We start from the raw sequence: 26,483 nt of genomic DNA on the forward strand, positions 1-26,483 counted from the left end.
ATTCCCACGCCCGTAACCTTTCGCAGGACCTACGGTGGCCGGATGCACGCACGCTTCGCCGCGGTCCGGGACTGCTTCCACGACCTGCTGGCCGCCGGCCGGGAGACCGGCGCCGGCCTGGCCATCTGGTACGACGGCCGCCCTGTGATCGACCTCGTCGCCGGCTGCCGCTCCGCATCCGCGCCCGACCCGGGCGCGGCTGGCGGTTCGCGCCCGGTCGCCGGCACGGCGAGTGCGGCGTGGCGGCCGGACACGCTGGTCAACGTCTACTCGGTCGGCAAGCCGGTGGTGGCGCTCTGCCTGCTCATGCTGGTCGACCGGGGGCGGGTCGACCTGGACGCCCCGGTCGCCGCGTACTGGCCCGGGTTCCGCACCCCGGCGACCGTCCGGCAGGTGCTCAACCACACCGCCGGGCTGCCGGCCTTCCCGGTGATCCGGCCCGCCGAGGCGGTCGCCGACTGGGCGCTGCTCTGCGCCGACCTGGCCGCCGCCGACCCGGAGTGGGAGCCGGGGTCCGTCGCGGGCGAGCACGCCTGGACGTACGGGCACCTGGTGGGCGAGCTGGTCCGGCGGGTGGACGGGCGCTCGGTGGGGCGTTTCCTGGCCGAGGAGATCGCCGGCCCGTGGCGCCTCGACCTGGGCTTCGGCCTCGGCGCGGCCGACCAGCGGCGGTGCGCCGACCTGTCGTACGGCGACCCGGACTGGCCGGTGCGGATGCTCGGCGAGCCGGGGTCGCTACGCGCCCGGGCGCTGGACAACCCGCCCGGCGGCCGGGACCTGACCGTGCTGAACAGCCCGCTCTGGCGGGGCGCGGAGATCCCCGCGGTCAACCTGCACGCCACCGCCTCCGCGCTGGCCCGGCTCTACGCGGGCCTGCTCGCCGGCGGCACCCTGGACGGGGTACGCCTGTTCAGCCCCGACCTGGTCGCCGAGGCCACCCGGGTCCAGTACGACGGCCCGGACCTGGTCCTGGACCGTCCCGCGCACTGGACGCTGGGGATGGGCTGGGAGCCGGACGGGAGCTGGGGCATGGGCGGGATCGGGGGCAGCAGCGCGTGGGCCGACCCGGGGCGTGGCTACACCTTCGCGTACGCGACGGCCCGGCTGGCCGAGCACGACCGGGTGGACGAGCTGGTCGAGGCGCTGCACTCCTGCCTGTGACGGTCGGGGTGGAATTCGGATGTGCCGCGGGGAGTCGGACCCCTACGGTGGCGCGATGACGCTTTCTCATGATGTGGCCGGGAACGGCCCGACGGTGGTCCTGTTGCACTCCACGGCCTGCGACCGGCGGATGTGGGACCCACAGCTGCCCGTCCTGGTCGACGCCGGCTACCGCGTGGTGCGCGCCGACCTGCGGGGCTTCGGCGACTCCCCGATGCCGGACCGTCCGTGGAACAACGCCCAGGACGTGGTGGATCTCCTGGACGAGCTGGGCGTCGCGGACGCGGCGCTGGTCGCGGCCTCCGGCGGCGGGCGGGTGGCGCTGGAGATCGCGGCCCGCTGGCCCGACCGGGTGACCGCCCTGGCCCTGCTCTGCACCGCGCTGAGCGGGCACGAGCCCAGCGCCGAGCTCCGGGCGTTCGGCGAGCGCGAGGACGCGCTGCTCGAAGCCGGTGACGTCGCCGGCGCGACCGAGCTCAACGTGCAGACCTGGCTGGGCCCGCACGCCGACGAGGCGACCCGGGAGAAGGTACGCCGGATGCAGCGGCACGCCTTCGAGGTGCAACTGGCCGCGGTCGAGGAGTTCCCGCCGATCAGGGTCGAGACCGACCTCTCCGCGATCACCGCCCCCAGCCTGCTCGTCTCCGGCGGCCACGACCTCGCCGACTTCCGGCAGATCGCCGCCCGGCTCTCGGAGCAGCTCGCCGACGCCCGGCTCCTCGAGCTTCCCTGGGCCGGTCACCTCCCCAGCGTGGAACGCCCCGACGAGGTGAATCCGGTGCTGGTCGACTTCCTGCGCGAGACGAAGCGCTAGCCGCTCGCCGCGCTCATCGGGACGCCGGGCCCGGTCCGGGTACGACGACCGGGGTGCCGGTCGGGGTGAGCAGGGCGCGGGCGGCCACCGCCATCCGGCGTCGCTGCGGCACCAGGGCCCGGCGGACGAAGACGTCGTGGTCCTGCGCGGCGACCTCGTCGAGGATGCCGCCGTAGAGCGCGAACGCGGTGCGCATGCAGGCCTGCGAGGCGGGGGCGAGCAGGGTGATCCCCGGCGCGGCGGTCTCGTAGTGGGCCTGGGCGCGGGTCACCTCGTACTCGATCAGCTCCCGGATCTTCGGCGTGCTGCGGCCCTGCGCCTTCGCCGCGAGCAGCTCGTCGCGGGTGACGTTGAACTTGGCCAGGTCCTCGTCGGGCAGGTAGGTGCGGCCCCGGTCGAGGTCCTCGGCGACGTCCCGGATGAAGTTGGTGAGCTGGAAGGCGAAGCCGAGCTGGCGGGCCGGCTCGCGGGCCGCCGCCGGGTCGGAGCTGCCCAGGATCGGCAGCATCATCGTCCCGATGACCGCCGCCGAGCCCTCCATGTAGTCGAGCAGGTCGTCGTAGGTCGAGTACGACATGACCGTCAGGTCCATCGCCATGCTGCGCAGGAACGACGCAAAGTCGCCGGGGTCGAGATCGAAGATGGCGATGGTGTGCAGCACGGCCGGGAGCAGCGGGTCGTCCACCGGCTCGCCGTGCAGGCCGGCGACGAAGCGGGTCGACCACTCGTCGAGACGGGCCGCGCGTTCGGCGGGCGGCAGGACCTCGGTGCGATCGACGATCTCATCGGCGTGGCGCGTGAATCCGTACAGAGCGTGCACGTGCCGCCGTTTCCAAGCGGGCAGCAGGCGAGTGGCGAGGTAGTAGGTGCGCCCGTGGCGTTTGTGCAGCTCCTGGCAGCGGGCATAGGCAGCGGTGAGATCGGTGTCCACCGGCCCTCCTCGAGATTCGACGCAGCAATCGACGCAACTCGTAACCCTAGGGTACGCTCGCCCGCATGGCCAACGACGCAGTTGCGGGTAATGCGCTCCGCGTCGCGCCGCTCGCCACCACCGCCACGAACCGGCGGGCATGATGAGCGACTTCGCGAAGGAGGTGGTCGCGTGCGGACCGTGAACGGACGTACGGACCGGGTCGTGGTCGTGGGCGCGGGCCTGGGCGGGCTGGCGTGCGCGCTGCACCTGGCCGGCAGCGGCCGGCAGGTGACCGTGGTGGAACGCGAGCCGGTGCCGGGCGGCCGGGCCGGCCGGCTCGGCGTCGACGGCTACGAGTTCGACACCGGGCCCACCGTGCTCACCATGCCCGACCTGATCGCCGAGGCGCTCGGCGCGGTCGGCGAGGAGCTCGACGACTGGCTCGACCTGACCCCGGTCGACCCCGCCTACCGGGCCTACTACCCGGACGGCTCGACGCTGGACGTCATCACCGACACCACCCGGATGGCGGCCGAGATCTCCCGGGTCTGCGGGCCCCGGGAGGCCGACGGCTACCTGCGCTTCGTCGACTACGCGCGCAACCTGTGGAACTGGGAGCGGGCCGACTTCATCGACCGCAACCTGGACGCCCCGACCGACCTGCTCACCGCCAACCTGGTGAAGCTGCTGGCCAACGGCGCGTTCCGGCGGCTCCAGACGAAGATCAACCAGTTCTTCCAGGACCCGCGCACCCAGCGCGTCTTCTCCTTCCAGGCGATGTACGCCGGGCTCGCGCCGCACGACGCGCTGGCCATCTACAGCGTCATCGCGTACCTCGACTCGGTGGCCGGGGTCTACTTCCCGCGCGGCGGCATCCACGCGGTCTCCCGCGGCATGGCCGGCGCCGCCGAGAAGCACGGCGTCCAGATCCGGTACGGCACCACGGTGACCCGGGTGGAGACCGCCAACGGGCGGGCCACCGGCGTGGTGACCGACGACGGCGAGCTGATCCCGGCCGACGTGGTGGTGCTCAACCCGGACCTGCCGGTCGCCTACCGCGACCTGCTGCCCGAGGGCCGGCAGCGGAAGCTGACCTACTCGCCGTCCTGCGTGGTGCTGCACGTCGGATCGACGCAGGGATATGAGAAGATCGCCCACCACAACATCCACTTCGGTCGGAAGTGGAAGGGCACCTTCGACGAGGTGATCCGCCGCGGCGAGCTGATGACCGACCCGTCGTTGCTGGTCACCAACCCGAGCCGGACCGACCCGTCGGTCGCCCCGGCCGGCCGGCACACCTACTACGTGCTCGCGCCGGTGCCCAACCTCGAGCGCGCCCCGTTCGACTGGCGCGGCGACCTCAGCCGCCGCTACGCCGATCAGCTGATCGGCACGCTGGAGGAGCGCGGGTACGTCGGCTTCGGTGACGGCGTCGAGGTGCTGCGTACGATCACCCCCGCCGAATGGGAGGAGCAGGGCATGGCCGCGGGTACGCCGTTCGCCGCCGCACACAGCCTCTTCCAGACCGGCCCGTTCCGCCCGTCGAACCTGCACCGGACGCTGTCCAACGTGGTCTTCACCGGCTCCGGCACCCAGCCCGGCGTGGGTGTGCCGATGGTGCTGATCTCCGGCAAGCTCGCCGCCAACCGCATCACGGGCGCCGGCCGATGAACGGGCGGATCCGGCGATGACGTCCCGGGAAGGACACCTGGTCGAGCTGGTCGACGACACCGGGCACGTGCTCGGCGAGGCCACCGTGGCCGCGGCGCACCAGGCGCCGGGGCGGCTGCACCGCGCCTTCTCGGTGCTGCTGGTCGACCCGGCCGGGCAGGTGCTGCTCCAGCGGCGGGCCGCGGTGAAGACCCGCTTCCCGCAGCGCTGGGCCAACTCCTGCTGCGGCCACCCCCGGCCCGGCGAGTCCCTGGTCGAGGCCGCCAACCAGCGGCTGACCGAGGAGCTGGGCACCGGCCCGGTGGAGCTGACCGAGGTCGGCGTCTACCCCTACTACGCGGAGGACCCGGCCACCGGCCGGGTCGAGTTCGAGTACGACCACGTGCTGCGGGCCGACGTGCCGACCGACCTCGGCATGGCGCCGGACCCCGACGAGGTGTCCGAGCTGCGCTGGGTCGACCCGGTCCGGCTGATGGCGGAGATCGACGCCGAGCCGCGCGCGTACGCACCCTGGCTGGGCGGAGTGGTCAGCCGACTGCTGCGCCCCGCATGGACGACCGGCGATCCCGCCGGCGCCCCGATCCCGTCCGGTTTCCCGGCGGACGACGCGTCGGAGCGGCCGGGTGGCCGATGAGGCGCTGAGCGCGGGGGCCGTCGCACGCCGACTGGGCGTGGCGGTCACCACGCTGCGTACCTGGCACCAGCGCTACGGCCTCGGTCCCAGCCAGCACACACCGGGTCACCACCGGCGTTACACGCCGGCCGACCTGGCGCGCCTGGAGATCATGCGCAAGCTCACCGCGGAGGGGGTCAGCCCGGCCGAGGCGGCCCGCTGGGCGAAGCAGAGCCCGACCGTCAGCCCCGGCGTCGAGCTGCGGCTCCGGGCCGTGGCCGGCCGGGACGGCGGCGGGCAGAGCATCCCGGTCGGCCGCGCCGGCCCGGCGGCCCGCGGCCTGGCCCGGGCGGCCATGCGGCTGGACTCCATGGCGATCAGCGAGACGATCTCGCACGCCCTGGCCACCGACGGCGTGGCCGCCACCTGGGAGGGGTTGCTGCGCCCGGTGCTGTCCGGCATCGGCGAGCGGCACGCCGCCACCGCTGGGCTGATCGAGGTCGAACACCTGATGTCGCGGTGCGTCTCCGAGGCGTTCGCCGCCGTGGCCCGCGCCGGCCACGTCACCGGGCCGGCCCGGATCCTGCTCTCCTGCGCGGATGAGGAACAGCACACCCTGCCGCTGGAGGCACTGGCCGCCGCGCTCGCCGTGGCGGGGGTGGCCTACCGGATCCTCGGCGCCCGGGTGCCGGTGGCGGCGCTGATCGAGGCGGTGAACCGGACCGGGCCGGACGCGGTGGTGATCTGGTCGCACACCCGGGCCACCGCCGACCCGGGCCAGCTCAGCGCCCTGCTCGCGGTGCCCCGCCGGCCGCTGCTGGTGCTGGCCGCCGGGCCCGGCTGGCGGGCCGAGAGCCTGCCCGCCGGGGTGGTCCGGCCGGTGGACCTGGCCGAGGCGGTCTCGCTCGCGGTGGCCGTACGGGACTCGCTGGATCAGTCGACTGCGGACTGACCGGCCCTGACGGATCGGGTGGTCGTCCACTACCGTCGGGGCCGTCCGCGTAGTACCCGATCCCCCCCTCTCGGAGTGACGATGCGTCCACGCCACGTCCTGGCGGTCGCCCTCGGTCTGGTCCTCCTGGTCGCCGGCTGCGGCGAGCAGGCACGGACGACACCCCGGGCGGACAGACCCACGGCGACGGCCACGCCGAGCGCGTCCCTCGCGCCGGCGCTGACCCCGACGCCGGCGCCCCGCCCGACCCGGACCACCCCACGCAGGCCGCCGCTGCGACCGAAGCCCACCACGCTGCCCGCCGGGCTGAGCCGCACCACCGGCGTACGCGGGGTCGCGTTGACCTTCGACGACGGGCCGGACCCGACCTGGACGCCGAAGGTCCTCGACCAGCTGCGGGCGGCCCGGGTCTCCGCGACGTTCTGTGTGGTCGGCATCCAGGTACGCAAGTACCCGGCGCTGGTGGCCCGGATGGTCCGCGAGGGTCACCAGCTCTGCAACCACAGCTGGCGGCACGACATGGATCTCGGTCGCCGGCCGGTGGCCGAGATCCGGGCCGACATGGTCCGGACCAACCAGGCCATCCGCGCGGCCGTCCCCGGTGCCAAGGTGCCGTTCTTCCGGCAGCCGGGCGGTCGGTGGACCCCGGAGGAGGTGGTGGTGGCCAGGCAGCTCGGCATGCGGCCGCTGCACTGGAGCGTCGACCCGCAGGACTGGGCGAAGCCGACCATGCCGACGATCGTCCACCGGGTCGAGGCGGCCGCGCGCCCCGGCGCGGTGATCCTGATGCACGACGGCGGGGGCGACCGGGGCGGCACGCTGGCCGCCTGCCCGCACCTGATCTCCAACCTGAAGCGCCGCTTCGGCATCGTCCGGCTCCGCTGACAGCCCCTCTGAGCTGTGGTTATCCGGGCTTGTGTGCCCTCGGCCATACCGGTTTGGCCGACCGCCGGGGCATGGCATATGCTTCTCCTGCCTCCGGCGGGGCCGGATGGGAGCAAGTCCGCTTGAAGTTGCGAGTGTGCAATGATGGCGGGGCCGCCCTCATCGTCTAGCGGCCCAGGACGCCGCCCTTTCAAGGCGGTAGCACGGGTTCGAATCCCGTTGGGGGCACGGTCCGACTCCGGTCGGATGCACCATCAGCCAGGTCCTGTGGAGCAGTTGGAGTGCTCGCCGCCCTGTCAAGGCGGAGGTCGCGGGTTCAAGTCCCGTCAGGACCGCCAGCGCCGACGCCGCGTGAACCATTGCGCGGCGTTCTGCGTATCGGAGCATGCGACCCGTCGGCGGCGACCCCGATCTCCGGGTAGCATGGCCCGAAGCACCACGGCCAGGTAGCTCAGTTGGTACGAGCGTCCGACTGAAAATCGGAAGGTCGGCGGTTCGACCCCGCCCCTGGCCACATAGCCTTCGCCGGGCTATTGCAGCGCCGACCAGCGGAAACGCCGGTCGGCGTTTTGCTTTGCGCCCCGGGAGCCCGTCTGTCCGGTCTGACCCTCGTTGACCCCGGAATCCCGCTGCTGGCCGCCCCTTGTCGCACGGGGATTGCACGGACCCGCCGGCACGTCCTGGCCGACGTTCAGGCGGTGGAGACCACTGTCGTCCCGCAGCATCGTGATTGCTACTGGACCGTATCCTCCGGGTCATGGCCGTTGATCCACCCAGCTCCCGCCCGCCACTGGGCCGCGTGCCGCGCAGGTTGATCGCGGCGCTGCTGGTGCTCGGGGTGATACTGCCGTCTTTCATCATCCGTGAGCTGATCGAGGCCACGATGGGAAGCGGCCCGCTGGCCGATATCGGCTGGATAGCAGTTCCGGTAGCGGCGACGGCCTGGCTTGCGCCGCGTGCTTCCTACCGCCGCCGTGATGCACTGTTGTGGTTGGTTGGCCCGGGCCTCTTCATCTTCGCGGTGATCGCCTGGCGGCTGGCCTTCTTGCCCTACCGCGATTGGACGCCTCGCCCCGATGAGGCATCCAGCGTCCGCTGGCTTCGCGACCCACAGCACGCCGGGTTGTGGTACCTGCCTGGGGAAGCAAAGTAGGTGGAGTCGGCCAACTGGTTGAAAGCGGATCTCCTCGTCGGGCAGTCGTAGACCGTCCAGCCTCCCCGGACGGGGACAAGGTGGAGCGCCCTACGTCCGAACGACCTTGGCCCCGTTCGGGGAGGCTGGTAGCCCTTGTGGTGCCCGGCGAGGTGATCCGCGGCGGCACCTCTGAGGAGGGTCGGGGTTCGGGGCAGAGCCCCGAGGTCTTTGTGATCTGTCCTCCCTCAGCGTGGCCGGCCGGCCCGGCCGATGCCGGCCGGAGGTCGCCAGCAGGCCGGGGCCGGACCGGCGCGGCCCGCTTGCGGGCCGCCTTGATGCCGCCCGGCGGCGGTGCTCGGCAGACCGCGCCGCACACCTTCAAGACGAAGACTGACGCCAACCGCTGGTTGACGCTGGTGGAGGCGGACATCTCGCGCGGCACCTGGCTGGATGACCGCGCTGCGTCGGAAACGTTCGGCAACTACGCGCGGGCCATTCTGCGGGACAGTCCGAAGATCGGCGTCCGCTGGCGGGAGACGTGCGATCGGAACCTGCGGCTACACCTGGCGCCCCTGGTCGACGTGCCTCTTCGTGAGCTCACGGCGAGTCGGGTCCGGGAGTGGCACGCTGCCGCCTTGCGGGGCAAGGGCGGACGCACCTCCATCTCTCAGTCGTACCGCTTCATGCGCATGGTCATGAACACCGCTATGCGTGAGGGCATCATCGCCCGCAACCCGTGCCAGATCCCGGGTGCCGGTACGGTGCGCGTCGCTGAGCGGCCGGTCGCCACACCGGCCCAGGTCGTCGCCCTGGTCGACGCCATCAACCCGCGTTACCGCACCGCTGTTCTCATCGCCGCGTGGTGCGGCCTGCGACGTGGCGAAATCGCTGGCCTTCGCGTCTCAGACGTGGACCTGACCGAGCACACGATCACGGTTCGGAAGGCACGCGTCGAACCGCTGCACGCACCTGATCAGGCGTTCGACAAAGATCCCAAGTGGGAGGCGGGGAAGCGCACGATCGTCATTCCGCCGCACGTCGTGCCGCTGGTCCGGCTGCACTTAGAGCAGTACGCTGGCGCGGATCGGCTGTTCGTGAGCCGCGATGGGACGCCGCTGCGCGGCAACACCTTGTATCAGGCGTTCGTCCGGGCGCGGAAGAAGGTTGGTCTTGATGATCTGACCTTCCACGACCTGCGGCACACCGGTCAGACCCTGGCCGCGCAGACAGGGGCGACCCTGGCCGACCTGATGAAGCGACTCGGGCACTCGTCCATGGCGGCGGCTCGCCGGTACCTGCACGCCGTCGACGGGCGCGACCGTGAGATCGCCAAAGCCCTGTCGGAGCTCGCCGCGCACGGTGATGTCGCGCGACTGCCCCGGCACATCACCATGCGCGGCTAGCGGCGGAGCAACGCAAACGATCCCGCCGCAGTCACCAGAAACAGCAGTGACACCGCGAACAGGGCGACTCCAACCGGATAGGGCATGGGGATGAGAAAGGGTGCCTGTTGGACAACGATGCCCGCACCGATCATGACCTGGGCGCTGCCCATGCCCACGGGCTGGGAACGCTGGCTCGGCGTCAGGCGTGCCAACCGAATCCAGGCTGCGGGAAACCGTCGTGACGTGGCCACACGCACGCCTAGTACAACCGAGGCGAGGCCGAGGACCACGGCCACAAGGCTCAAAGCGATCATGACCGGGTCCCCGTCATCCAGGCTCATGCGCCCATCATCGAAGGGGTGTCAAGGTCGCAGTCGCACGACGGTTGCACGGCGGCCTCGGGCAGCACTCTGACCTGCGGAAATGTGGGTGCCTGAAAATCGGAAGGTCGGCGGTTCGACCCCGCCCCTGGCCACATAGCCTTCGCCGGGCTATTGCAGCGCCGACCAGCGGAAACGCCGGTCGGCGCTCTGCTTTTCGCCTACGCCGGAGGGCATCGTCAGTTTGGAAGGACGAAGATCACGACCGACCAGGACTGAGCCCTGAAGTGGGCGTCCCAGCGAATGTTGTCTAGAGGAATTATCGCCCTAAACTTCCAGGAACAGCCTTGGTTGCGAGATCCCGAGTAACTGTGTGGTCCGTGAGTGCCCTCCTGATGGTATGCCTCCAGATCATTTGCGGAATTGCTGGTGCACATTTCGCTTGGGGTGGGAGGGATTCACCCAATGAATGGACTTTTTACTATGCGGCCGCTGGGTGTCTTTTGCTACCTCTCGCGGGGATGTTTGCGTGGGTGCTCCTCGGCAGTGCGAAAACGCGACCAGCGGGGCAAGGCGTCATCGTCGGCCTGATCCTGGCTAATGTTATTAGTCTACTGGCTCTAATCTTTGGTTATGCTCCACCATGGGTTTCTGAGGGTTGGACTGGTAATGGGTGGGCCGTCGGTCCCCTTAGTTGATGTGAGTGGCCAAGTGGCGGCGACGCATCCGTTCTGGCTGAGCTCGTTGCCCCGAGGGCGACAAGGTGGAGCGCCTTACCAGCCGAACGACCTTGGCCCCCTCGGGGGAGGCTGGTATCCCTTGTGGTGCCCGGCGCGGGGATCCGCGGCGGCATCTCTGAGGAGGGTCGGGGTTCGGGGCGGAGCCCTGAAGGTCTTCGGGGTCCTGGTCGTCCGTGAACGTGGCCGGCCGGCCCGGCCGATGCCGGCCGGTGTCCGGCCCACCCGGATGCCGCCACGTCGCCGACATGCCCCATTGGCCGGCCTGGTCGGGCCGTCAGCGGTCGGGGCGCTGCTGGCCCTGGCGGCGCTGGGCCATCCCGCCCTGGATCGCCTCCCAGACGCTGCGACCGGCCTGTCGCAGCGTCTCCCCCGCCTGCTCGGCGAGCTGGGACGCCTGCGCCGCGGCGCTCTGGCCCCGACCCTCGCCGCTCTCGCCCGGCTCTCCGCCGCCCGGTGGGCGTCCGCCTTCCTCGCGGGCCGTCCCGGCACCGGACCGGCCGCCCTGCTCCCGGCCGCCGGGCGGTTCCCCGTCCGGTGCACGGGGAGCCGAGGCCTCCCGGTCCCCGGCGGTGGCAGCCGCACCGCCGGCGCGGCCCTCGGTGGCGGTGCCGGCCTCGCCGGCGGTGCTACCGCCGGGCGCGGCGGCCGGGGACCGACCCAGCGGTGGCTCCGGCGGTGATCCCGCCGGCGACGGGCCGGCCGGGGACTCCGGCCGGGGGCCGACCGGACGTTCGGGCCGGGTCGCCCCGGGCGCGGCAACGCCCTGCGGGCGGGCGGGCGCGGCGGGCGTCCGGGGACTCTCGGGTCGCAGGTCGCCGGGTACGGCGGTGGAGGCCTGACCCACGACCTGGTCCGCCACCGCGCCGATCGAGGCCACCGGCTGCCGGACCTCCCGGCCGACCTCGTCGACCACCGGGGCCGTCGCGCCGGTGAGCCGGTCAGCCATCAGGTTGACGTCGCTCAGCGAGACGCCCGCGGTACGGGCCAGCGCCTGGATGATCTCCGGGTTGCGGTCGATGGTGTTCAGCGCCCGGTCCAGGATCTCCACCAGCCGGTCCAGCCGTACCTTCAGCAGCGCCTCGGCCTGCACCCCCTCGATGTCCAGCTCCACGCCCGCCAGGTGCACCCGTACCCCGGCGTCGAGCTGGAGGAGGTTGGCAAGCCGGACCCGCAGCGACACGTCGGCGTCGAGCTCGTCCACCGCCAACCGGATCGAGTCGACCGACACGTTCGGGATGTCCAGCACGATGTCCGGCTCGACGTCCCGCCCGGCACCGGTCCGCTCCGGTTCCCGTGGGGTCGCCCCGCTCTCGCTCATGCTCCCGCTCCAACCTGAGGCCCGGCCGCCGGTCCACGTCAGGCGCGGTTACCCGGTTTAGACAGGGCCATCCGCGGCCCGCGAGGCACGCCGTGGCCCCGTTACGGAAGCCGGTTCCACGGTCCGGAATGAGCCACGACGCGAAGCTGCACAGCGAGGCATGAGCCGGTATGGTCCGGGCCTATGGGACAGGAGATGGCGGATCCGGAGATCGTCCGTCAGGACGTCGAGCGGTACTCGCTCCGCAGCGCGCTCCTCGCCCCAGCCACCGCCGAGCAGGCGTTCGCGGTGTTCACCGGCGCGCTGACCGACTGGTGGGTGCGGGAATACACCTGGTCCGGCCCGGCCGCCCTGGCCAAGCTGGGGGTGGAGCCGAGGGCCGGCGGGATGCTCTACGAGATCGGCCCGTACGGCTTCCGCGGCGACTGGGGCCGGGTGCTCACCTGGGATCCGCCCCGCCGGCTCGTCTTCACCTGGCAGATCGGCCCGGACCGGGTTCCCGTGCCGGATCCGGCGCGGGCCAGCGAGGTGGAGGTGCTGTTCCTGCCGGACGGTTCGGGGCAGACCCGGGTCGAGGTGGAGCACCGGCACTTCGACCGGCACGGCGAGGCCGCCGAGGGCTACCGGACGGCACTCACCGCGGGCTGGCACGAGCTGCTCAGCCGCTACCTCACCACGGTCGGCCGGCGGAGCTGACCGCTCACCGCGCGATCCCGGGTGCCGCACCGGGTCCGTCGACCGGTCCGGCGCCACCCAGGTCCGCCCGCCGGCCCGCCGCGGCCCCCGAGCCGAAGCCCGTGCCGGCCAACCGGCGGGGCGGCGCGGTACGCAGCCGCGGGTAGACCTCGGTCACCCGGCGGGCCACCCGGTCCGAGCGGTCGGCGAGCACCAGCGCGACCGAGGGCGCGCCACGGTCGGCCACCGCGCCCGCCTCGGCCGCCCGCAGCCGCTCTCCGACCACCCCGGCGAACCCGGCCAGCCAGGAACGGCGGAAGGCGGCCGGATGCTCACCGGCCGGTACGACCGTCCCGGCCAGCCCGTGCGCGGCCTGCACGAGCAGTGAGGTGAAGAGCAGGTCGACCCGTTCCAGGTCGCTGGCGAAGCCGAAGAGGTGCATCGCGAATCCACCGCCCTGCTGGCGGCGTACGCAGCGGCAGCGCAGCGGGTCGGCGACCGCGGCGAGCAGCGCGGCCTTGTCCCGGGCGTACGGGGCGACCACGTCGACCAGCCGGTCGCCGACCGGGTCGCTGGCCGGGTCGCGGGCGGCCAGCAGTGCCCGATCGACGCCGTAGCGGGCGATCAGCTCGGTGGCCTTGGCGGTGAAGGCCGCGGACTCGGCGGGCGTGCAGGCCGGGTTCTCGGCCTTGGCCAGCAGCTTGCGGACCTTGCTGAGCATCGCCTCGGACATGGCACCAGAGCTACCACAGACCTTCACCGGCTCGCCCAGCACGACCCGGACATCGACGGGTACCATCACCACGCTCCGCTCCCTGCCCGCAACGCAGGGTTCACCCCCATCCCTGGAGGCATCACATGGCATCTCCGGTCGCCCGCCTGACGGCGCACCGTCCGCTTCTCCAACCTGCGCTACGAGTACGAGCCGCTGATCGCGTACCACGCGTTCTGAGCGGCGGTGGCGCGGCGCCCGAACCCCCCGGTCGGCGCCGCGCCGTCACCCGGCCCGACTGCGCAGGGTGGCCACGGTCGAGCCGGCCAGGGTGAGCAGGCAGTCCGGCAGCTGCCCGTCGGCGACCGCCGCGCCGAAGAGCGCCTCGCCGGTGCCCGCGTCGTGGTTGGCGTACGCGCTGACGAAGCGGGCCACCCAGCGGGTGTCGTACCCGGCCTCGTCGATGCCGGGGAAGTCCAGCGCGCAGGCCCCCGGCGGGGGCGGGTCACCGACCATGGTGGCGGCGAGGCACCAGGCGACCCCGTACGCCCCGGCGAGGCCGGACCGGTCCACCACGGAGTCGAAGGTGCCGACCACCGCGTCACCGTCGCCGGCCAGCGCGGAACGGAGCACGGCGGCCGCGTCGTCGAGCGTCTGGTCCGGCATGTCGGTCACCCGCGGAACAGTAGGACCGCCGGTCAAGCGGTGACCCGGCACAGCGCGTCGGTGACGCAGCGTAAGGGCAGCTGTCGGGCCGCCGACGCCGACCACCTCCACGCTCCCACGAACTGGACCGGCACGCTATCGTGCCCAGCGGACCTCCCCGGAGGAAGGAAGACAATGCTCGTAACACGCGGCCCGCGCGCAGCCATCCTGGCGGCCAGTGCGGCGTTCCTGCTCGTCACCAGCGCATGCGGGACGACCGACAAGCCTGAAGAGGCGGCCACGCCGCAGGTTCGCCTATACGGCACCGACGGCAACATGCTGAACTCCTTCGCCGCCGAGCTGAAGGATCGCGCCGACCTGGTCGACGGCATGAAGGGCACCACACCGCTGACGCCGTTGACGGAAGACTTCAAGGAACGGTTGCGCTCCGTTGACCCGAAGCTGACCGACTACCTCTACGCTGCCGAGTCGTACGACGCGGTGATGATCAGCGCGCTGGCGGCGCAGCTGGCCGGCAGCACCAACCCGTCGGACATCGCGAAGCAGATCGTCGGGGTGACCACCAACGGGCAGAGCTGCACGGACGCGGCGAGCTGCCTGGCGCTGGCCCGGGACGGGCAGGACGTGGAGTACCGCGGCCCGTCGCTGACCCGGGCCGGGTTCACCGAGGCGGGCGAGCCGGCCACCGCCAGCTACGCGACGCTGCACTTCGACGCCCAGAAGATCAACGACGCGAAGACCGAGTTCGTCGGCGCCGGGGACGAGACGGGGGCGAGCACCAAGGCCCCGCCGAAGCCGAAGAAGCAACGCGGCAGCGCGACCGACCGCAGCGACGGCTCCCCGCTGATCCTCGGCGGCCTGCTGCCGAAGACCGGTGACCTGGCCCTGGCCAACCCGCCGCTGGCCGCCGGCGCGGCGCTGGCGGTCATGGAGATCAACGCCGCGGGCGGCGTGCTCGGCGAGCCAGTGGTGTGGATCGACGGTGACGACGGCACCAACCCGGCGGTCGCCAAGGCCACCGTGGCCTCGCACATCAGCAAGAAGGTGCAGGTCATCATCGGGGCCGCCGCCTCGGGCATCTCCAGCGCGGTGCTGCCGGACGTGGTGGCGGCCCGCCGGATCCTCTTCTCGCCGTCCAACACCGACTCGGGGCTGTCCACGGCGGACGACAAGGGGCTCTACTTCCGTACCGCCCCGCCGGACAGCCTGCAGGGCCGGGCCCTGGCCGACGTGATACTGCGGGACGGCCCGCACAAGATCGTCGTGGTGGCCCGGAAGGACTCCTACGGTGAGGGTCTGCAGGAGACGGTCCGCGCCGAGCTGGAGCGGGCCGGCATCGGCGGCGACCGGGTGAAGCTGCTGACCTACGAGCCCCCGGCGGACGCCAAGGCCCCGCCGGTGGACTTCTCCAACCTGGCCGGGGAGATCAAGGGGTACGGCCCGGAGGCCGTCCTGATCATCGGCTTCTCCGAGTCCGCCGGGCTGATCAAGGCGCTGGCCGACTCGGGCGTACCGATCCGGCACTGACACCGACGACGAGGGCCGCACCGGAGTTCCGGTGCGGCCCTCGTCGGTTCCAGGGTCGGTTCAGCGCGGCCGGCGGCGCTCCAGGAAGTCGGTCATCCGCCGCCGCTTCTCCTCGTCTTCGAAGAGCACCGCCTGGCTGACCAGGTCGAGATGCGGGTGGGCGGTCGCCGGCGCGTCCACGGCCAGCTTGGTCAGCCGCAGCGCCAGCGCGGAGCCCTTGGCCATCTCGTCGAGCAGGCCGTGCGCGGTCGGCAGCAGCTCAGCCGGCTCGGCCACCACCCGGTTGACCAGGCCGATCCGCAGCGCCTCCTCGGCGTCCACCCGTCGGCCGGTGAAGAGCAGCTCCTTGGCCCGGGCCTCGCCGATCAGCGCCGGCAGCCGGTAGGTCGCGCCGGCGCCGGCCAGGATGCCCAGCCGCACCTCGGGCTGGCCGAAGACCGCCCGGGCCGTGCAGACCCGCAGGTCGCAGGCGTACGCCAGCTCGGCACCGCCGCCCAGCGCCGGGCCGTCCACGGCCGCCACGGTCGGCATGGGCAGCGCCCGGATCCGGGCGAAGGCCGCCTGGTTGATCGCGGCGAGCGCGTCCAGCCGGCCCCGCTCGCGGAGCTGGCCGATGTCGGCGCCGCCGGCGAAGATCCCCTCGGCCCCGCCGGTGAGCAGCAGCAGCCGGGGGCGCGCCTCCAGTTCGGCGCAGACGGAGTGCAGCTCGCCGATCAGGTCGGCGTCGATGGCGTTGCGCTTCTCCGGCCGGTCCAGCGTCACCACCAGCCGGTCGGACAGCTCCTCGATCCGCAGCCCGGTCACTGCCTGACACCCCCCACCCAGGTGTAGAAGCCCTGGCCGGACTTCTTGCCCAGCTTCCCGGCGGCGACCATCTCCTCCAGCAGCGGCGGCGGCGCGAACCGGTCCCCGTACGCGGCCCGCAGGGTGCGGGCGATGTCGAGCCGGACGTCCAGCCCGACCAGGTCGGTGAGTTCCAGCGGGCCGACCGGGTGCCGGTAGCCGAGCACCATGGCCTTGTCGATGTCGGCGGGGCTGGCCACCCCGTCGGCGACCATCCGGATCGCCTCCAGGCCGAGGGTGACCCCGAGCCGGGAGGTGGCGAAGCCGGGCATGTCGCGTACGACGACGGGGTCCTTGCCCAGCCGGCCGGCGAGCGCGACGGCCGCGGTGGTGGTCTCCGCCGCGGTGGCCGGTCCGACCACGATCTCGAGCAGGGCCATCGCCCAGACCGGGTTGAAGAAGTGCAGCCCGAGGAAACGCTCCGGTCGGTCCAGCCCCTCGGCCAGCTCGGCGATCGGGATGCTGGAGGTGTTGCTGCCCAGCAGCGCCGGCCGCAGCTCCTCGGCCGCGCGCAGCACCGTCCGCTTCAGGTCGAGCCGCTCGGGCACCGCCTCGACGACCACGTCCGGCTCCGGCGCGACCTCGTCCAGCGCGCCGCGCAGGGCCAACCGGGCCCGGTTCGCGGCGGCCTGGTCGGCGCCGAGTTTCCCGCGCTGCACCGCCCGGTCCCACAGCTCGCCGAGGCGGGTGGCCGCAGCCTCCGCCCGGCCGGGGTCCACCTCGACCAGTTCGACGGAATGCCCGGCACCGGCGGCCACGTACGCGATGCCGAGACCCATCGTGCCGGCTCCGACGACGACAAAACGACCACTCATGACGCTCCCTCGCTGCGCGCGGCGACGCACGGGGTCTCCGTCGCGCCGGGCCGCTCGCTCATGGGTGCGACCCTATGCAGCACCGCGTCCGGCGGCATGCGTGGGGGATCGTCTGACCGGGTAAGACGGCCGTCAACACCGAGGGAAGGACCAGTCGACATGAGCCAGGCACCGGAGAGCACGGGGACCGCCGGCGACGCGGAGACCGTGGAGACGCGCGGCGACGAGCGCGTCGACCTGCTCCGCGCGGACACCAACAACGACGGGAAGACCGACGTGTGGGTGGTGGACACCGACGGCGACGGCAAGGCCGACCTGTTCCAGTTCGACACCGACGGCGACGGCAAGGTGGACATCACCATGGTCGACATCGACGAGGACGGCACCCCGGACGAGGTGGTCGACGGCGACGGCGGCCTGCCGCCGGAGCAGCTGCCCCCGACCGTCCAGGTCTAGGTCGTACCGGGGCCCCCCGCGTCCGGGGGCCCCGCCGGCGGCCTCAGCGCGCCAGCCGCAGGGTGGCCAGATAGTACGGGGCGTCCCGGTCGTCCACATCAGTCAGCCGCCACGGGGTGCCCCGGACCAGTTCGGCCAGCTCCTCGGCCGAGCAGACCAGGTAGTCGAACCACTCGGTGCCCAGCTCCCGGTAGCGCAGCCGCAGCCGGAGCTGGCCGCTGAACCGGCCGCGCCGCCGGTTCAGCTCGTGGTAGCCGGTGTGCACCGGATCGTTCGTGCCGTACGGGTCAGTGCCGTGCGCGATGACCTGCGCCCCGGGCCGGGCCAGCGCGGCCATCGCGGCGAGGAACGCCGGGGCCCGCTCCCGGCCCTCGATCAACCCGAGGTTGTTGCCGAGCATCAGGAACGTGTCGTACCGGCGGCCGGCGGCGACGTGCTCGTCGACCGTGCCGTGGACGAGGTCCCGGACGCCCCGGTGCCGGCACACCCGCAGCGCCCCGAGCGAGGTGTCCAGCCCGGTGACCGGCACCCCGCGCTCCTGAAGCACCAGCGCGATCCGGCCACCCCCGACGCCGATGTCCAGCGTCTCGCCCCGGACCCGGTCCACGGCCCGGTGGTCGTACGGCTGCCAGTGCTCCGGAGCGTCCAGGTAGTGCGCGGCGGGGGCGCCGTTGATCAGCCCGTCGTCCCGTTCGATGATTTCGATGACCGGGCGGGGCAACCGCCCGCCGACCAGCGGCCGGGGGCCGATCCCGGTGTGCACGGCGTACGCGTCGCGCAGCATCTCGCCGAACACGTCGCCGATCCTCGGTTCCCCGGTCACGACGTTCACGCTATCCGCGCGGCCCAGGGCTGTCGCGGCCGTATCCTAGGCGGCGTGACCGACCTGGACCGCCTGGCGGCGGAGAAGTACGTCCTGCTGACGACGTTCCGCAAGGACGGTCGCGCGGTGCCGACCCCGGTCTGGGCGGTGCGTGACGGCGACACGCTGGCGGTCTGGACGGCCGCCGACTCGGGGAAGGTCAAGCGGATCCGGCGCGACGGCACGGTGACGGTGGCCCCCTGCGACGTCCGGGGCCGGCCGCGCGGTGAGGCGTTGCCCGGGCACGCGGCGCTCTGCGGCCCGGAGGAGAGCAACCGGGTACGCGACCTGATCAAGCGGAAATACCGGCTGCTCGGCCGGCTGAGCCTGCTCGGCAGCCGGCTGCGCCGGGGTGAGCGGGGCACGATCGGGATCCGGGTCACCGTCCAGGAGTGAGCCGCCCGGCCCCGGACATGGTTCAGGGGCGGTGGATCATCGCTGTCGCGACGTCCGCCCGCCCCTGAGACCGGAACGCTTCTCGGCAATGTCGGCCGGTCGGTCAGTCTCCCTGGCGCTGCTGGGGAATCTGCCCCTGCAGCAGGGCCCGCACCTCGGATTCGCGGTACCGACGGTGGCCGCCCAGGGTCCGGATCGCGCTGAGCTTCCCCGCCTTGGCCCAGCGGGTCACCGTCTTCGGGTCGACACGGAACATCGACGCCACCTCGGCCGGCGTGAGTAGCGGCTCTGGTTCGTGCGTTCGCGATGCCATCGGTCACTCCTCCACATGTATAGACATCGGCCGGGGTCCCGCCGGCCGACGCGCCTCCCATGGTCCGGCTAGTCCCCGATGTCCGACATGGGCCGAACGGCCGAAGGTCCCTAGACGGACGGATGAACCATGCCCGATTTATCTGACTTTTACACCTCAGAAAGTACCTTATTCGGACTCATGATCGCGGTTCGTGATGCGTCAACTACGAACTCGCCTCGCGTACCTGGGCGGTTCGTGGTCAGTTGCACCGCTCCAGCAACTGCACCGCGCGCCACCGGGCGACCAGCCGGTCGTACGCCGCCGACGCCTCCTCCGCCTCGCCCCGGGAGAGCCCGGCCAGGCCGGTCGCGACCAGCTCCGTCGAGTCGTCCGCGGCCAGGGTCTCGTCGGAGAGCAGCTGCACCAGCCCGCCGTAGTCCAGCTCCACCACCGACCGCGGGTGGAACTCCTCCAGCCAGCGGGCGGCCTCCTCGACCGCCTCGGTGATCGGCGCCTCGCCGACCGACTTGCGCAGCACCGACAGCGCCCGCGAGGCGCGGCGGCGGGCCTTGGAGATCTCCGTGCGGTAGCGCAGCGCCCGCCGCCCGGGGTGGGTCACCAGGTCGCGCTCCTCCGTCTCGAAGAGCACGAACCAGCGCAGCGGCACGCCCCAGGTGGCGATCTGCTCGTGCAGCCGGGGCACCCCGTGCTCCAGCACCCGGGCGCCGCTGCGCCAGTCCTCCACCACCGCCTTGGCCTGACCGGCCAGGATCGGCGGGACGAACGCGTCGGCGAGCACCGACGGGACCCCGTCGCGGGCGCTCAGCGCCGCCTCGGCCACCCGGATCCGCAGGTTCCACGGGCAGACCAGCAGGGTGTCGTCGGCCTCCATGACGTACGCCTCGTCCGGCAGATCGGGCAGGCGGGTCCAGCCGGCGCCGAGCGCCTCGATCACCGCCGTCCGTTGCCGGCCGGGCCCTTCCAGCGGGGCGACCGCCCGCCCCTCCCGGACGTACCGCCGCCAGTACGACTGGCGGCCCCGATCGAAGGCGGTCAGCGGCTCGTACACGCGCAGGTAAGAAGCGAAGAGCGACGGCACGGCGAGATCCTCCCACGAAACCGGCCCCGAACGCCGCCGGCGCCCGCCGGTACCGGTGACGTGGACGACAGTGCGGGGCCGACCGATATTAGGCTCAGCAGGACCGGCAGCATCCCGCCGGCGGCCAGCAGGTCCGCGTCCCACAAGGACGCACACCGACACAGGAGCAAGTCATGGGCGTATTCGCGAGCACCGACGACCCGGGATCCACCGGTCACGAACAGGTCGTCTTCTGCCAGGACAAGCAGTCCGGCCTGAAGGCGATCATCGGTATCTACTCGACGGCGCTGGGCCCCGCGCTCGGCGGCACCCGGTTCTACCCGTACGCCAGCGAGGAGGCTGCGCTGGCGGACGTGCTCGACCTGTCCCGCGGTATGGCGTACAAGAACGCCCTGGCCGGACTGGACCTGGGCGGCGGCAAGGCGGTCATCTGGGGTGACCCGGAGCAGATCAAGAGCGAGGCGCTGCTGCGCGCCTACGGCCGCTTCGTGGAGTCGCTGGCCGGGCGCTACTACACCGCCTGCGACGTCGGCACGTACGTCGCCGACATGGACGTGATCGCCCGGGAGACGAGCTACGTCACCGGCCGCAGCGTGGCGCACGGCGGCGCCGGCGACTCCTCGATCCTCACCGCCTGGGGCGTCTTCCAGGGCATGCGGGCCGCCGCCGAGCACGTCTGGGGCAGCCCGACGCTCGCCGGCAAGCGGGTCGGCGTGGCCGGCCTGGGCAAGGTCGGCAAGTACCTCACCGGGCACCTGCTGGAGGACGGGGCCGAGGTCGTGGCCACCGACGTCAACCCGAAGGCCCTGGAGTGGGTGCGCGCCACCCACCCGCAGGTCGAGCTGGTCGACGACGCCTCCGCGCTGGTCGCCGCCGACATCGACGTGTACGCCCCGTGCGCGCTGGGTGGGGCGCTCAACGACGACACCGTGCCGGCGCTGCGCGCCAAGGTGGTCGCGGGCGCGGCGAACAACCAGCTCGCCCACCCGGGCATCGAGAAGCTGCTGGCCGACCGGGGCGTCCTCTACGCCCCGGACTACGTGGTGAACGCCGGTGGCGTGATCCAGGTGGCGGACGAGATCGAGGGCTTCAACTTCGAGCGGGCCAAGCTGCGCGCCACCAAGATCTACGACACCACGCGGGAGATCCTGCGACTCGCCGACGACGAGGGCGTCCCGCCGGCGGTGGCGGCCGACCGGCTGGCCGAGCGCCGGATGGCCGACGTGGGCCGGCTGCGCACCATCCACCTGCGGTGATCCGCGCCTCGGGGTGCGGGCCCGGCCCGCGCCCCGGGGCGGCTGGCGCGCCGGGTGTTTGGGTGGCTTCGTGGGGGTCTGACCGGTGTCACGGCCAGCCCCGGTACCCACCCCTTACCAGGTACACTCGGTGACGGTTGGATGACTGCGACGCGCAGGTCCGGCTAACGGTAACCCGAGGTGCCGAAGAGCGGCATCCCCATGTACCGTAAGAGCCACGAGAGATGCCTGACGTCATCGGGGCCCGCCTTCGGGCTGCCCCGCATTCTGTGCGAGGGGGTCGAGCCATGGGGCGCGGCCGTGCTAAGGCCAAGCAGACGAAGGTGGCCCGGGAGTTGAAGTACCACTCCCCGAACACCGACCTCACCGCCTTGCAGCGCGAACTGGCGGGTGCTGGTAAGTCTGAGCTCAAATTCGACGACGACTCTAAAGAGTATGTCGACGACGATGATGAGGATCACGCGGACGACGACCCGGATACCTGGGTTCCTCCGACCCGCTGACCTCCGGTCGCATCTGAGCACGCGGTAACTCCCCGCGTGCTCACGCATGTGCCCATCCGATGCAGCGCCACAACCGATGATCAGGGACCCCGCCGTGCCGGGCACCGCTCCGGCCGGTCGGCAGGTCCCTGATCTCGGCGTGGGTGTGCTCAGCGCGGGCGGTTGTTCCAGTTGTAGAACGTCGGGATGTTCTCGAAGTGGTTCCAGGCGCAGACCGCGCTGGCGCCGTCCCCGCCCGACACCTCCGCCCGCGACCGGCGCGCGGCCTCGGCCTCGTGGAGCAGCGCGGTCAGTCCCGCGGCGGCCTCCCGCACCCGGTCGGCGACCGGATCCGGGGCACCTCCCCCGACGCGCTCAGGCTGCCGGTGACTCGTGGTCTCGGGCATGCTCCAACACTCCCTCCAGTAGGCGGATCTTGCTGTTGCGGCAGTGGTCGGTCTCCGTACCGTCGAACCGCCCCTGCTCGAAGTAGCGGTTCGCCGCGTGGCCGCCACCGCAGAAGCCGAAGTAGGGGCAGGACGAGCGGCACGCCTCGACCCCGGTGAGGAACTCACCGACCCAGGGGGTCCCCGCCGCGCCGGCCAGGATCTCCGCCAACGGGGTGGTCAGCACGTTGCCGCTGCTGAAGTCGCCGTACCGGGGATCGGAGAAGCCGGCCAGCTCCGGGGAGAGGACGATCACCGAGCCGTCGTGGCCGACCGTCGGGATCGGGTCGAGCTGCCGGGGCAGCAGGTCGCCTGCGGTGCCGTCCAGCACCGCTGCGGCGTAGCGCAGCGACCACTCCACCTCGCGCAGGTGGATCCGGGGCGCCCGGCGCCAGGCCGCGACCAGTTCCGCCCAGAACGCGGTCACCGCCGCCGCGTCGTGCGCGTTGCCCCGGGTGTTGACCCCCTCGGTCTCCTCGACGTTGACGCCCAGCACGTCGCAGCCGAGGTCGAGGAAGTAGTCGTACAGCTCGGTGGCGAGCCCCGGGCCGGGGCGGCTCACCACCGCCAGCGCCGAGAAGGGCAGCCCGTGCCGGCGCAGCGCCTCGATCCCCCGGACGATCCGGTCGTACGCCGGGCGGCCGGCCCGGGTCACCCGGTCGCCGTTGCGCTCCGGCGGCCCGTCCACGCTCACGCTCACCCGGATCCGGTGCTCGGCGAAGAACGCGCACCAGGCGTCGTCGATCAACGTGGCGTTGGTCTGGACGTGGTGCTCCACCTCGGGGCCGAACGGGGCGATCAGCGCGGCCAGGTGCTCCCTGCCGGCCGCGAGGGGCTCCCCGCCGTGCCACACCACCGAGAACCGCCCCCGTGCCGCCCACGGATCCACCGCGGCGGCGACCGCCTCGGCCACCGCCACCGGCATCCGCCGGTCCAGGGCCCGGTGCGGGAGATAGCAGTACGCGCAGTCCAGGTTGCACAGGGTGGTCGGCTGCATCACCACGTACGAGGGGACCGCGGCAATGCCCCGCATCCCGGTGACGGCCTGTGCCCGAGCAGCCATCGGCCCTCCTCCCCCGTGCCTGAAGTGGACCTTCAGGCTAGGCGGCGATGGCCACTCGGGTGAAGCCTGATCGGGTTCCCGGCTGATCAACGGAACGTGATCAACCGCGGGTGTGCTGACCGATCATCTGCACCTTGCCGGTGCCCTCGATGATTTCGCCGGCCTGCCAGGCGTCGACGCCGCGGCCGGCCAGGGTGGCCAGCGCACGGTCGGCGTCCTCGGCCGAGACGATCGCGAACATGCCGATGCCCATGTTGAAGGTGGCCTCCATCTCCGGGTCCTCGATCCGCCCCTTGGACTGGATCAGGTCGAAGATCGGCTGCGGCTTCCAGGTGGACCGGTTGACCACCGCGTCGACGTGCTCGGGCAGCACCCGGACCAGGTTGCCCGGGATGCCGCCGCCAGTGACGTGGGCGATCGACCGCACCTCGGCCTCGGCGATCAGCTTGAGGCAGTCCTGCGCGTAGATCTTGGTCGGGGTGAGCAGCTCCTCGCCGAGGGTGCGCTGCCGACCGAAGTCCTCGATCACCACGTCCAGCCGCATCCGACCGGCGCCCAGCAGCACGTGCCGGACCAGGGAGTAGCCGTTGGAGTGCAGGCCGGACGAGCGCATGGCGATCACCACGTCACTCACCTCGACCCGGTCCGGGCTGAGGATGTCGCTCTCCTCCACCACGCCGACGCCGGTGGCGGAGATGTCGTACTCGTCGGGGCGCAGCACGCCCGGGTGCTCGGCGGTCTCGCCGCCGAGCAGGGCGCAGCCGGCGTACCGGCAGCCGTCGGCGATGCCGGCGCCGATCTCGGCGACCTTGTCCGGCACGACCTCGCCGGTGGCGATGTAGTCGAGCAGGAAGAGCGGCTCGGCGCCGCAGGCCACCAGGTCGTCGACGACCATCGCGACCAGGTCGATGCCGACCGTGTCGTGGATGTCCATCTGATGGGCGATCACCAGCTTGGTGCCCACACCGTCCGTGGAGGAGGCCAGGATCGGGTTCTTGTATTTCTTCGTGTCCAGCCGGAACAGGCCGGCGAAGCCGCCGAGGTCACCCATGACCTCCGGCCGCCGGGTCTGCTTCACCTTGGACTTCAGCAGCTCGACCGCGCGGTCGCCCGCCTCGATCGACACCCCGGCGTCGGCGTAGGAGACCGAGCGTTTGCGCGTCGCGCGGCCGGTGCCCGCCGTCCAGGGCTGGCGGTCGCCGCCAGCGCCGGTCGGGCTGCTTCCTGCGCCGCTGCGCTCGGACACGTGCGTCACGGTTCTCCCCTTTGTGGTTCTCGGTGCCGTGCCGGCGGTGCCCGGACGACCCCGGTGGTGCTACGGGTGGACGGTCGCGCCGCCCGGAGTGGCGACGAGCGGTGGGGTGGTGTGCTCCGGGGCGCCGGCGACCCGACGTCCCAATCCTTCGAGCACGTGCTTGCCGATCAGGTTCCCGGCCGGCAGGTCGATCGGGTACTCCCCGTCGAAGCAGGCCCGGCAGAGCCGGGTCTTCGGCTGCTCGGTCGCCGCGATGAGGCCGGGGAGCGAGACGTAGCCGAGGGTGTCGGCGCCGATCGAGCGCCGGATGCCCTCGTTGTCCAACCCGTTGGCCAGCAGCTCGGCCCGTGTGGCGAAGTCGATGCCGTAGAAGCACGGCCAGCTGACCGGCGGCGAGGAGATCCGGACGTGCACCTCCAGCGCGCCGGCCTCGCGGAGCATTCGCACGATGGCCCGCTGGGTGTTGCCGCGCACGATCGAGTCGTCCACCACGACCAGCCGCTTGCCGCGGACGTTCTGCCGCAGCGGGTTGAGCTTGAGCCGGATGCCGAGCTGCCGCAGGGTCTGCGAGGGCTGGATGAAGGTGCGCCCGACGTACGGGTTCTTCATCAGGCCGGCGCCGTAGGTGATGCCGGAGGCCTCCGCGTAGCCGATCGCGGCCGGGGTGCCCGACTCGGGCACCGGGATCACCAGGTCGGCCTCGACCGGGTGCTCCTTGGCCAGCTGGCGGCCGATCTGCACCCGGGCGGCGTGCACGTTGCGCCCCGCGATGGTGGCGTCCGGCCGGGCGATGTAGACGTACTCGAAGAGGCAGCCCTTCGGCTCCGGCGCGGCGAACCGGCTGGAACGCAGGCCGTCCTCGTCGATCGCGATCAGCTCGCCCGGCTCCACCTCGCGGACCACGCTGGCGCCGACGATGTCCAGCGCGGCCGTCTCGCTGGCCACCACCCAGCCGCGCTCCAGCCGTCCGAGCACCAGCGGACGGACGCCGTGCGGGTCGCGCGCCGCGTAGAGGGTCGACTCGTCCATGAAGACGAAGCTGAACGCGCCGCGCAGCTGCGGCAGCACCTCCAGCGCGGCCGCCTCCACCGACAGGTCGGGGCGGCTGGCCAGCAGCATCGTCACCAGCGAGGTGTCGTTGGTGGCGCCGTCGGAGTCCAGCCCCCGCTCGGCGACCTCCCGCTGCAGGTCGGCGGTGTTGACCAGGTTGCCGTTGTGGGCCAGGGCGATGGTGGTCCCGGAGGTGGTCGACCGGATGGTGGGCTGGGCGTTCTCCCAGGTCGAGCCGCCGGTGGTGGAGTAGCGCGCGTGGCCGATCGCGAGGTGGCCCCGGAGACTGGCCAGGGTCGGCTCGTCGAAGACCTGGGCCACCAGGCCGAGATCCTTGTAGACCACCACGCGGGAACCGTCGCTCACCGCGATGCCGGCGGCCTCCTGGCCCCGGTGCTGCAGCGCGTAGAGGCCGAAGTAGGTGAGGTTCGCAACCTCTTCGCCGGGGGCCCAGACGCCGAAGACACCACAGGCGTCCTGGGGGCCGGGTCGCTGGGGATCAAGGTCGTGGCTCAGCCGGCCGTCGCCTCGAGGCACCTGCCGCTCCCTCATGCTGGTCTGGACTGGCCGGCAGAGTCAGCAGGCGTTGATCCGCACTCCTCGGCCGGGACCACTGTCGTCGGCTCACAGTGTACGCGAATCGGTGTCGATACAGATGGTCACGATTTGGCTCCGGCG

Annotated in this window: 28 protein-coding genes and 3 tRNA genes; 17 read left to right on the plus strand and 14 right to left on the minus strand. The window is 72.2% G+C overall.

The window, feature by feature from the left end; translation table 11 throughout:
• Window positions 1–42 precede the first annotated feature (42 nt).
• Window positions 43–1,161: a serine hydrolase domain-containing protein gene (locus ACLQ2U_RS02030; protein ID WP_425748760.1), complete on the plus strand. Its 1,119-nt coding sequence runs from the start codon at window positions 43–45 to the stop codon at window positions 1,159–1,161.
• 55 nt (window positions 1,162–1,216) lie between these two features.
• Window positions 1,217–1,975: an alpha/beta fold hydrolase gene (locus ACLQ2U_RS02035; protein ID WP_425748761.1), complete on the plus strand. Its 759-nt coding sequence runs from the start codon at window positions 1,217–1,219 to the stop codon at window positions 1,973–1,975.
• 13 nt (window positions 1,976–1,988) lie between these two features.
• Here ACLQ2U_RS02035 and ACLQ2U_RS02040 read toward each other — a convergent pair whose 3' ends face one another.
• Window positions 1,989–2,906 (minus strand): phytoene/squalene synthase family protein, encoded by a 918-nt coding sequence (locus ACLQ2U_RS02040; RefSeq protein WP_425748762.1) that lies wholly within the window; start codon window positions 2,904–2,906, stop codon window positions 1,989–1,991.
• Window positions 2,907–3,077: 171 nt separating this feature from the next.
• Between ACLQ2U_RS02040 and crtI the strand changes: the two genes are divergently transcribed.
• The 9 genes from crtI to ACLQ2U_RS02085 all read left to right on the plus strand — a co-directional run bounded on the left by crtI (window position 3,078) and on the right by ACLQ2U_RS02085 (window position 9,547).
• Complete coding sequence (gene crtI / locus ACLQ2U_RS02045; RefSeq protein ID WP_425748763.1) at window positions 3,078–4,559, plus strand: phytoene desaturase family protein; 1,482 nt, start codon at window positions 3,078–3,080, stop codon at window positions 4,557–4,559.
• A gap of 16 nt (window positions 4,560–4,575) precedes the next feature.
• A complete protein-coding gene (idi, locus tag ACLQ2U_RS02050) occupies window positions 4,576–5,193 on the plus strand; it encodes an isopentenyl-diphosphate Delta-isomerase (protein ID WP_425748764.1) in 618 nt (205 codons plus the stop codon).
• Window positions 5,183–6,124, plus strand: a complete 942-nt coding sequence (locus ACLQ2U_RS02055; protein ID WP_425748765.1) for a MerR family transcriptional regulator — start codon at window positions 5,183–5,185, stop codon at window positions 6,122–6,124. The genes idi and ACLQ2U_RS02055 overlap by 11 nt, the downstream gene beginning before the upstream one ends.
• Before the next feature lie 81 nt (window positions 6,125–6,205).
• The gene (locus tag ACLQ2U_RS02060) at window positions 6,206–7,009 is read left to right on the plus strand and encodes a polysaccharide deacetylase family protein (RefSeq protein WP_425748766.1); all 804 of its coding nucleotides are present in this window, start codon (window positions 6,206–6,208) and stop codon (window positions 7,007–7,009) included.
• 155 nt (window positions 7,010–7,164) lie between these two features.
• Window positions 7,165–7,237 (plus strand) — tRNA-Glu (locus ACLQ2U_RS02065).
• 33 nt (window positions 7,238–7,270) lie between these two features.
• Window positions 7,271–7,347 (plus strand) — tRNA-Asp (locus tag ACLQ2U_RS02070).
• A 102-nt stretch (window positions 7,348–7,449) separates the two neighbouring features.
• Window positions 7,450–7,523: transfer RNA gene (locus ACLQ2U_RS02075), tRNA-Phe, on the plus strand.
• Window positions 7,524–7,766: 243 nt separating this feature from the next.
• Entirely contained in the window at window positions 7,767–8,162 is a 396-nt protein-coding gene (locus tag ACLQ2U_RS02080; protein WP_425748767.1) for a hypothetical protein, read from the plus strand.
• Between the two features lie 140 nt (window positions 8,163–8,302).
• The gene (locus ACLQ2U_RS02085) at window positions 8,303–9,547 is read left to right on the plus strand and encodes a tyrosine-type recombinase/integrase (RefSeq protein ID WP_425748768.1); all 1,245 of its coding nucleotides are present in this window, start codon (window positions 8,303–8,305) and stop codon (window positions 9,545–9,547) included.
• On the opposite strand, the gene ACLQ2U_RS02090 is transcribed toward ACLQ2U_RS02085, so the two are convergent.
• On the minus strand, window positions 9,544–9,870 hold the full coding sequence (locus ACLQ2U_RS02090) for a hypothetical protein (protein ID WP_425748769.1): 327 nt from the start codon (window positions 9,868–9,870) through the stop codon (window positions 9,544–9,546). The two genes, ACLQ2U_RS02085 and ACLQ2U_RS02090, sit on opposite strands and share 4 nt — an antisense overlap.
• 993 nt (window positions 9,871–10,863) lie before the next feature.
• Window positions 10,864–11,907, minus strand: a complete 1,044-nt coding sequence (locus ACLQ2U_RS02095) for a hypothetical protein (RefSeq protein WP_425748770.1) — start codon at window positions 11,905–11,907, stop codon at window positions 10,864–10,866.
• Window positions 11,908–12,090: 183 nt separating this feature from the next.
• On the opposite strand from ACLQ2U_RS02095, the gene ACLQ2U_RS02100 reads away from it, so the two are divergent.
• Complete coding sequence (locus tag ACLQ2U_RS02100) at window positions 12,091–12,603, plus strand: SRPBCC family protein (protein WP_425748771.1); 513 nt, start codon at window positions 12,091–12,093, stop codon at window positions 12,601–12,603.
• A gap of 4 nt (window positions 12,604–12,607) precedes the next feature.
• Here ACLQ2U_RS02100 and ACLQ2U_RS02105 read toward each other — a convergent pair whose 3' ends face one another.
• A complete protein-coding gene (locus ACLQ2U_RS02105) occupies window positions 12,608–13,315 on the minus strand; it encodes a DUF2786 domain-containing protein (protein ID WP_425748885.1) in 708 nt (235 codons plus the stop codon).
• A gap of 264 nt (window positions 13,316–13,579) precedes the next feature.
• On the minus strand, window positions 13,580–13,960 hold the full coding sequence (locus ACLQ2U_RS02110) for a hypothetical protein (protein WP_425748886.1): 381 nt from the start codon (window positions 13,958–13,960) through the stop codon (window positions 13,580–13,582).
• Between the two features lie 174 nt (window positions 13,961–14,134).
• Here ACLQ2U_RS02110 and ACLQ2U_RS02115 point away from each other — a divergent pair, with 174 nt between their 5' ends.
• Entirely contained in the window at window positions 14,135–15,487 is a 1,353-nt protein-coding gene (locus ACLQ2U_RS02115; protein ID WP_425748772.1) for an ABC transporter substrate-binding protein, read from the plus strand.
• Between the two features lie 60 nt (window positions 15,488–15,547).
• On the opposite strand, the gene ACLQ2U_RS02120 is transcribed toward ACLQ2U_RS02115, so the two are convergent.
• Both ACLQ2U_RS02120 and ACLQ2U_RS02125 read right to left on the minus strand, forming a co-directional pair.
• A complete protein-coding gene (locus tag ACLQ2U_RS02120) occupies window positions 15,548–16,291 on the minus strand; it encodes an enoyl-CoA hydratase/isomerase family protein (protein WP_425748773.1) in 744 nt (247 codons plus the stop codon).
• Entirely contained in the window at window positions 16,288–17,145 is an 858-nt protein-coding gene (locus ACLQ2U_RS02125; RefSeq protein WP_425748774.1) for a 3-hydroxyacyl-CoA dehydrogenase family protein, read from the minus strand. Before ACLQ2U_RS02125 ends, ACLQ2U_RS02120 begins: the two co-directional genes overlap by 4 nt.
• Window positions 17,146–17,304: 159 nt before the next feature.
• Between ACLQ2U_RS02125 and ACLQ2U_RS02130 the strand changes: the two genes are divergently transcribed.
• A complete protein-coding gene (locus tag ACLQ2U_RS02130) occupies window positions 17,305–17,601 on the plus strand; it encodes a hypothetical protein (RefSeq protein ID WP_425748775.1) in 297 nt (98 codons plus the stop codon).
• Between the two features lie 43 nt (window positions 17,602–17,644).
• Here the strand turns inward: ACLQ2U_RS02130 and ACLQ2U_RS02135 are convergent, their stop codons facing one another.
• Window positions 17,645–18,424 carry a class I SAM-dependent methyltransferase gene (locus tag ACLQ2U_RS02135; RefSeq protein ID WP_425748776.1) on the minus strand — a complete coding sequence of 260 codons (780 nt, stop codon included), beginning with the start codon at window positions 18,422–18,424 and terminating at the stop codon, window positions 17,645–17,647.
• Between the two features lie 54 nt (window positions 18,425–18,478).
• On the opposite strand from ACLQ2U_RS02135, the gene ACLQ2U_RS02140 reads away from it, so the two are divergent.
• Window positions 18,479–18,859 carry a PPOX class F420-dependent oxidoreductase gene (locus tag ACLQ2U_RS02140; protein ID WP_425748777.1) on the plus strand — a complete coding sequence of 127 codons (381 nt, stop codon included), beginning with the start codon at window positions 18,479–18,481 and terminating at the stop codon, window positions 18,857–18,859.
• Between the two features lie 103 nt (window positions 18,860–18,962).
• On the opposite strand, the gene ACLQ2U_RS02145 is transcribed toward ACLQ2U_RS02140, so the two are convergent.
• Window positions 18,963–19,172 carry a BldC family transcriptional regulator gene (locus ACLQ2U_RS02145; RefSeq protein ID WP_007073996.1) on the minus strand — a complete coding sequence of 70 codons (210 nt, stop codon included), beginning with the start codon at window positions 19,170–19,172 and terminating at the stop codon, window positions 18,963–18,965.
• A gap of 241 nt (window positions 19,173–19,413) precedes the next feature.
• Window positions 19,414–20,253: a hypothetical protein gene (locus tag ACLQ2U_RS02150; protein WP_425748778.1), complete on the minus strand. Its 840-nt coding sequence runs from the start codon at window positions 20,251–20,253 to the stop codon at window positions 19,414–19,416.
• 173 nt (window positions 20,254–20,426) lie between these two features.
• Between ACLQ2U_RS02150 and ACLQ2U_RS02155 the strand changes: the two genes are divergently transcribed.
• Window positions 20,427–21,509, plus strand: a complete 1,083-nt coding sequence (locus tag ACLQ2U_RS02155) for a Glu/Leu/Phe/Val family dehydrogenase (RefSeq protein WP_425748779.1) — start codon at window positions 20,427–20,429, stop codon at window positions 21,507–21,509.
• 287 nt (window positions 21,510–21,796) lie between these two features.
• The gene (locus tag ACLQ2U_RS02160; protein ID WP_425748780.1) at window positions 21,797–22,012 is read left to right on the plus strand and encodes a DUF3073 domain-containing protein; all 216 of its coding nucleotides are present in this window, start codon (window positions 21,797–21,799) and stop codon (window positions 22,010–22,012) included.
• Between the two features lie 149 nt (window positions 22,013–22,161).
• Here the strand turns inward: ACLQ2U_RS02160 and amcA are convergent, their stop codons facing one another.
• From amcA to purF, 4 genes are all read right to left on the minus strand, one after another.
• On the minus strand, window positions 22,162–22,398 hold the full coding sequence (amcA, locus tag ACLQ2U_RS02165) for a multiple cyclophane-containing RiPP AmcA (protein WP_425748781.1): 237 nt from the start codon (window positions 22,396–22,398) through the stop codon (window positions 22,162–22,164).
• Entirely contained in the window at window positions 22,367–23,470 is a 1,104-nt protein-coding gene (gene amcB / locus ACLQ2U_RS02170; protein ID WP_425748887.1) for a cyclophane-forming radical SAM peptide maturase AmcB, read from the minus strand. The genes amcA and amcB overlap by 32 nt, the downstream gene beginning before the upstream one ends.
• A gap of 130 nt (window positions 23,471–23,600) precedes the next feature.
• Window positions 23,601–24,755, minus strand: coding sequence for a phosphoribosylformylglycinamidine cyclo-ligase (gene purM / locus ACLQ2U_RS02175; RefSeq protein ID WP_425748782.1), 1,155 nt, complete (start codon window positions 24,753–24,755; stop codon window positions 23,601–23,603).
• Window positions 24,756–24,815: 60 nt separating this feature from the next.
• Window positions 24,816–26,342, minus strand: coding sequence for an amidophosphoribosyltransferase (gene purF / locus ACLQ2U_RS02180; protein WP_425748783.1), 1,527 nt, complete (start codon window positions 26,340–26,342; stop codon window positions 24,816–24,818).
• Window positions 26,343–26,483 lie beyond the last annotated feature (141 nt).

Origin of the sequence: Micromonospora sp. DT47, assembly GCF_049844475.1 — a bacterium.
Lineage (GTDB): Bacteria > Actinomycetota > Actinomycetes > Mycobacteriales > Micromonosporaceae > Micromonospora.

Excerpts from the sequence above, each read along its gene's own strand:
- ACLQ2U_RS02030 (WP_425748760.1), top strand. The coding sequence starts at position 43 with ATGCACGCACGCTTCGCCGCGGTCCGGGACTGCTTCCACGACCTGCTG.
- ACLQ2U_RS02035 (WP_425748761.1), top strand. The coding sequence starts at position 1,217 with ATGACGCTTTCTCATGATGTGGCCGGGAACGGCCCGACGGTGGTCCTG.
- idi (WP_425748764.1), top strand. The coding sequence starts at position 4,576 with ATGACGTCCCGGGAAGGACACCTGGTCGAGCTGGTCGACGACACCGGG.
- ACLQ2U_RS02060 (WP_425748766.1), top strand. The coding sequence starts at position 6,206 with ATGCGTCCACGCCACGTCCTGGCGGTCGCCCTCGGTCTGGTCCTCCTG.
- ACLQ2U_RS02080 (WP_425748767.1), top strand. The coding sequence starts at position 7,767 with ATGGCCGTTGATCCACCCAGCTCCCGCCCGCCACTGGGCCGCGTGCCG.
- ACLQ2U_RS02090 (WP_425748769.1), bottom strand. The coding sequence starts at position 9,870 with ATGAGCCTGGATGACGGGGACCCGGTCATGATCGCTTTGAGCCTTGTG.
- ACLQ2U_RS02095 (WP_425748770.1), bottom strand. The coding sequence starts at position 11,907 with ATGAGCGAGAGCGGGGCGACCCCACGGGAACCGGAGCGGACCGGTGCC.
- ACLQ2U_RS02100 (WP_425748771.1), top strand. The coding sequence starts at position 12,091 with ATGGGACAGGAGATGGCGGATCCGGAGATCGTCCGTCAGGACGTCGAG.
- ACLQ2U_RS02105 (WP_425748885.1), bottom strand. The coding sequence starts at position 13,315 with ATGTCCGAGGCGATGCTCAGCAAGGTCCGCAAGCTGCTGGCCAAGGCC.
- ACLQ2U_RS02110 (WP_425748886.1), bottom strand. The coding sequence starts at position 13,960 with ATGCCGGACCAGACGCTCGACGACGCGGCCGCCGTGCTCCGTTCCGCG.
- ACLQ2U_RS02115 (WP_425748772.1), top strand. The coding sequence starts at position 14,135 with ATGCTCGTAACACGCGGCCCGCGCGCAGCCATCCTGGCGGCCAGTGCG.
- ACLQ2U_RS02125 (WP_425748774.1), bottom strand. The coding sequence starts at position 17,145 with ATGAGTGGTCGTTTTGTCGTCGTCGGAGCCGGCACGATGGGTCTCGGC.
- ACLQ2U_RS02130 (WP_425748775.1), top strand. The coding sequence starts at position 17,305 with ATGAGCCAGGCACCGGAGAGCACGGGGACCGCCGGCGACGCGGAGACC.
- ACLQ2U_RS02145 (WP_007073996.1), bottom strand. The coding sequence starts at position 19,172 with ATGGCATCGCGAACGCACGAACCAGAGCCGCTACTCACGCCGGCCGAG.
- ACLQ2U_RS02155 (WP_425748779.1), top strand. The coding sequence starts at position 20,427 with ATGGGCGTATTCGCGAGCACCGACGACCCGGGATCCACCGGTCACGAA.
- ACLQ2U_RS02160 (WP_425748780.1), top strand. The coding sequence starts at position 21,797 with ATGGGGCGCGGCCGTGCTAAGGCCAAGCAGACGAAGGTGGCCCGGGAG.
- amcA (WP_425748781.1), bottom strand. The coding sequence starts at position 22,398 with ATGCCCGAGACCACGAGTCACCGGCAGCCTGAGCGCGTCGGGGGAGGT.
- amcB (WP_425748887.1), bottom strand. The coding sequence starts at position 23,470 with ATGCGGGGCATTGCCGCGGTCCCCTCGTACGTGGTGATGCAGCCGACC.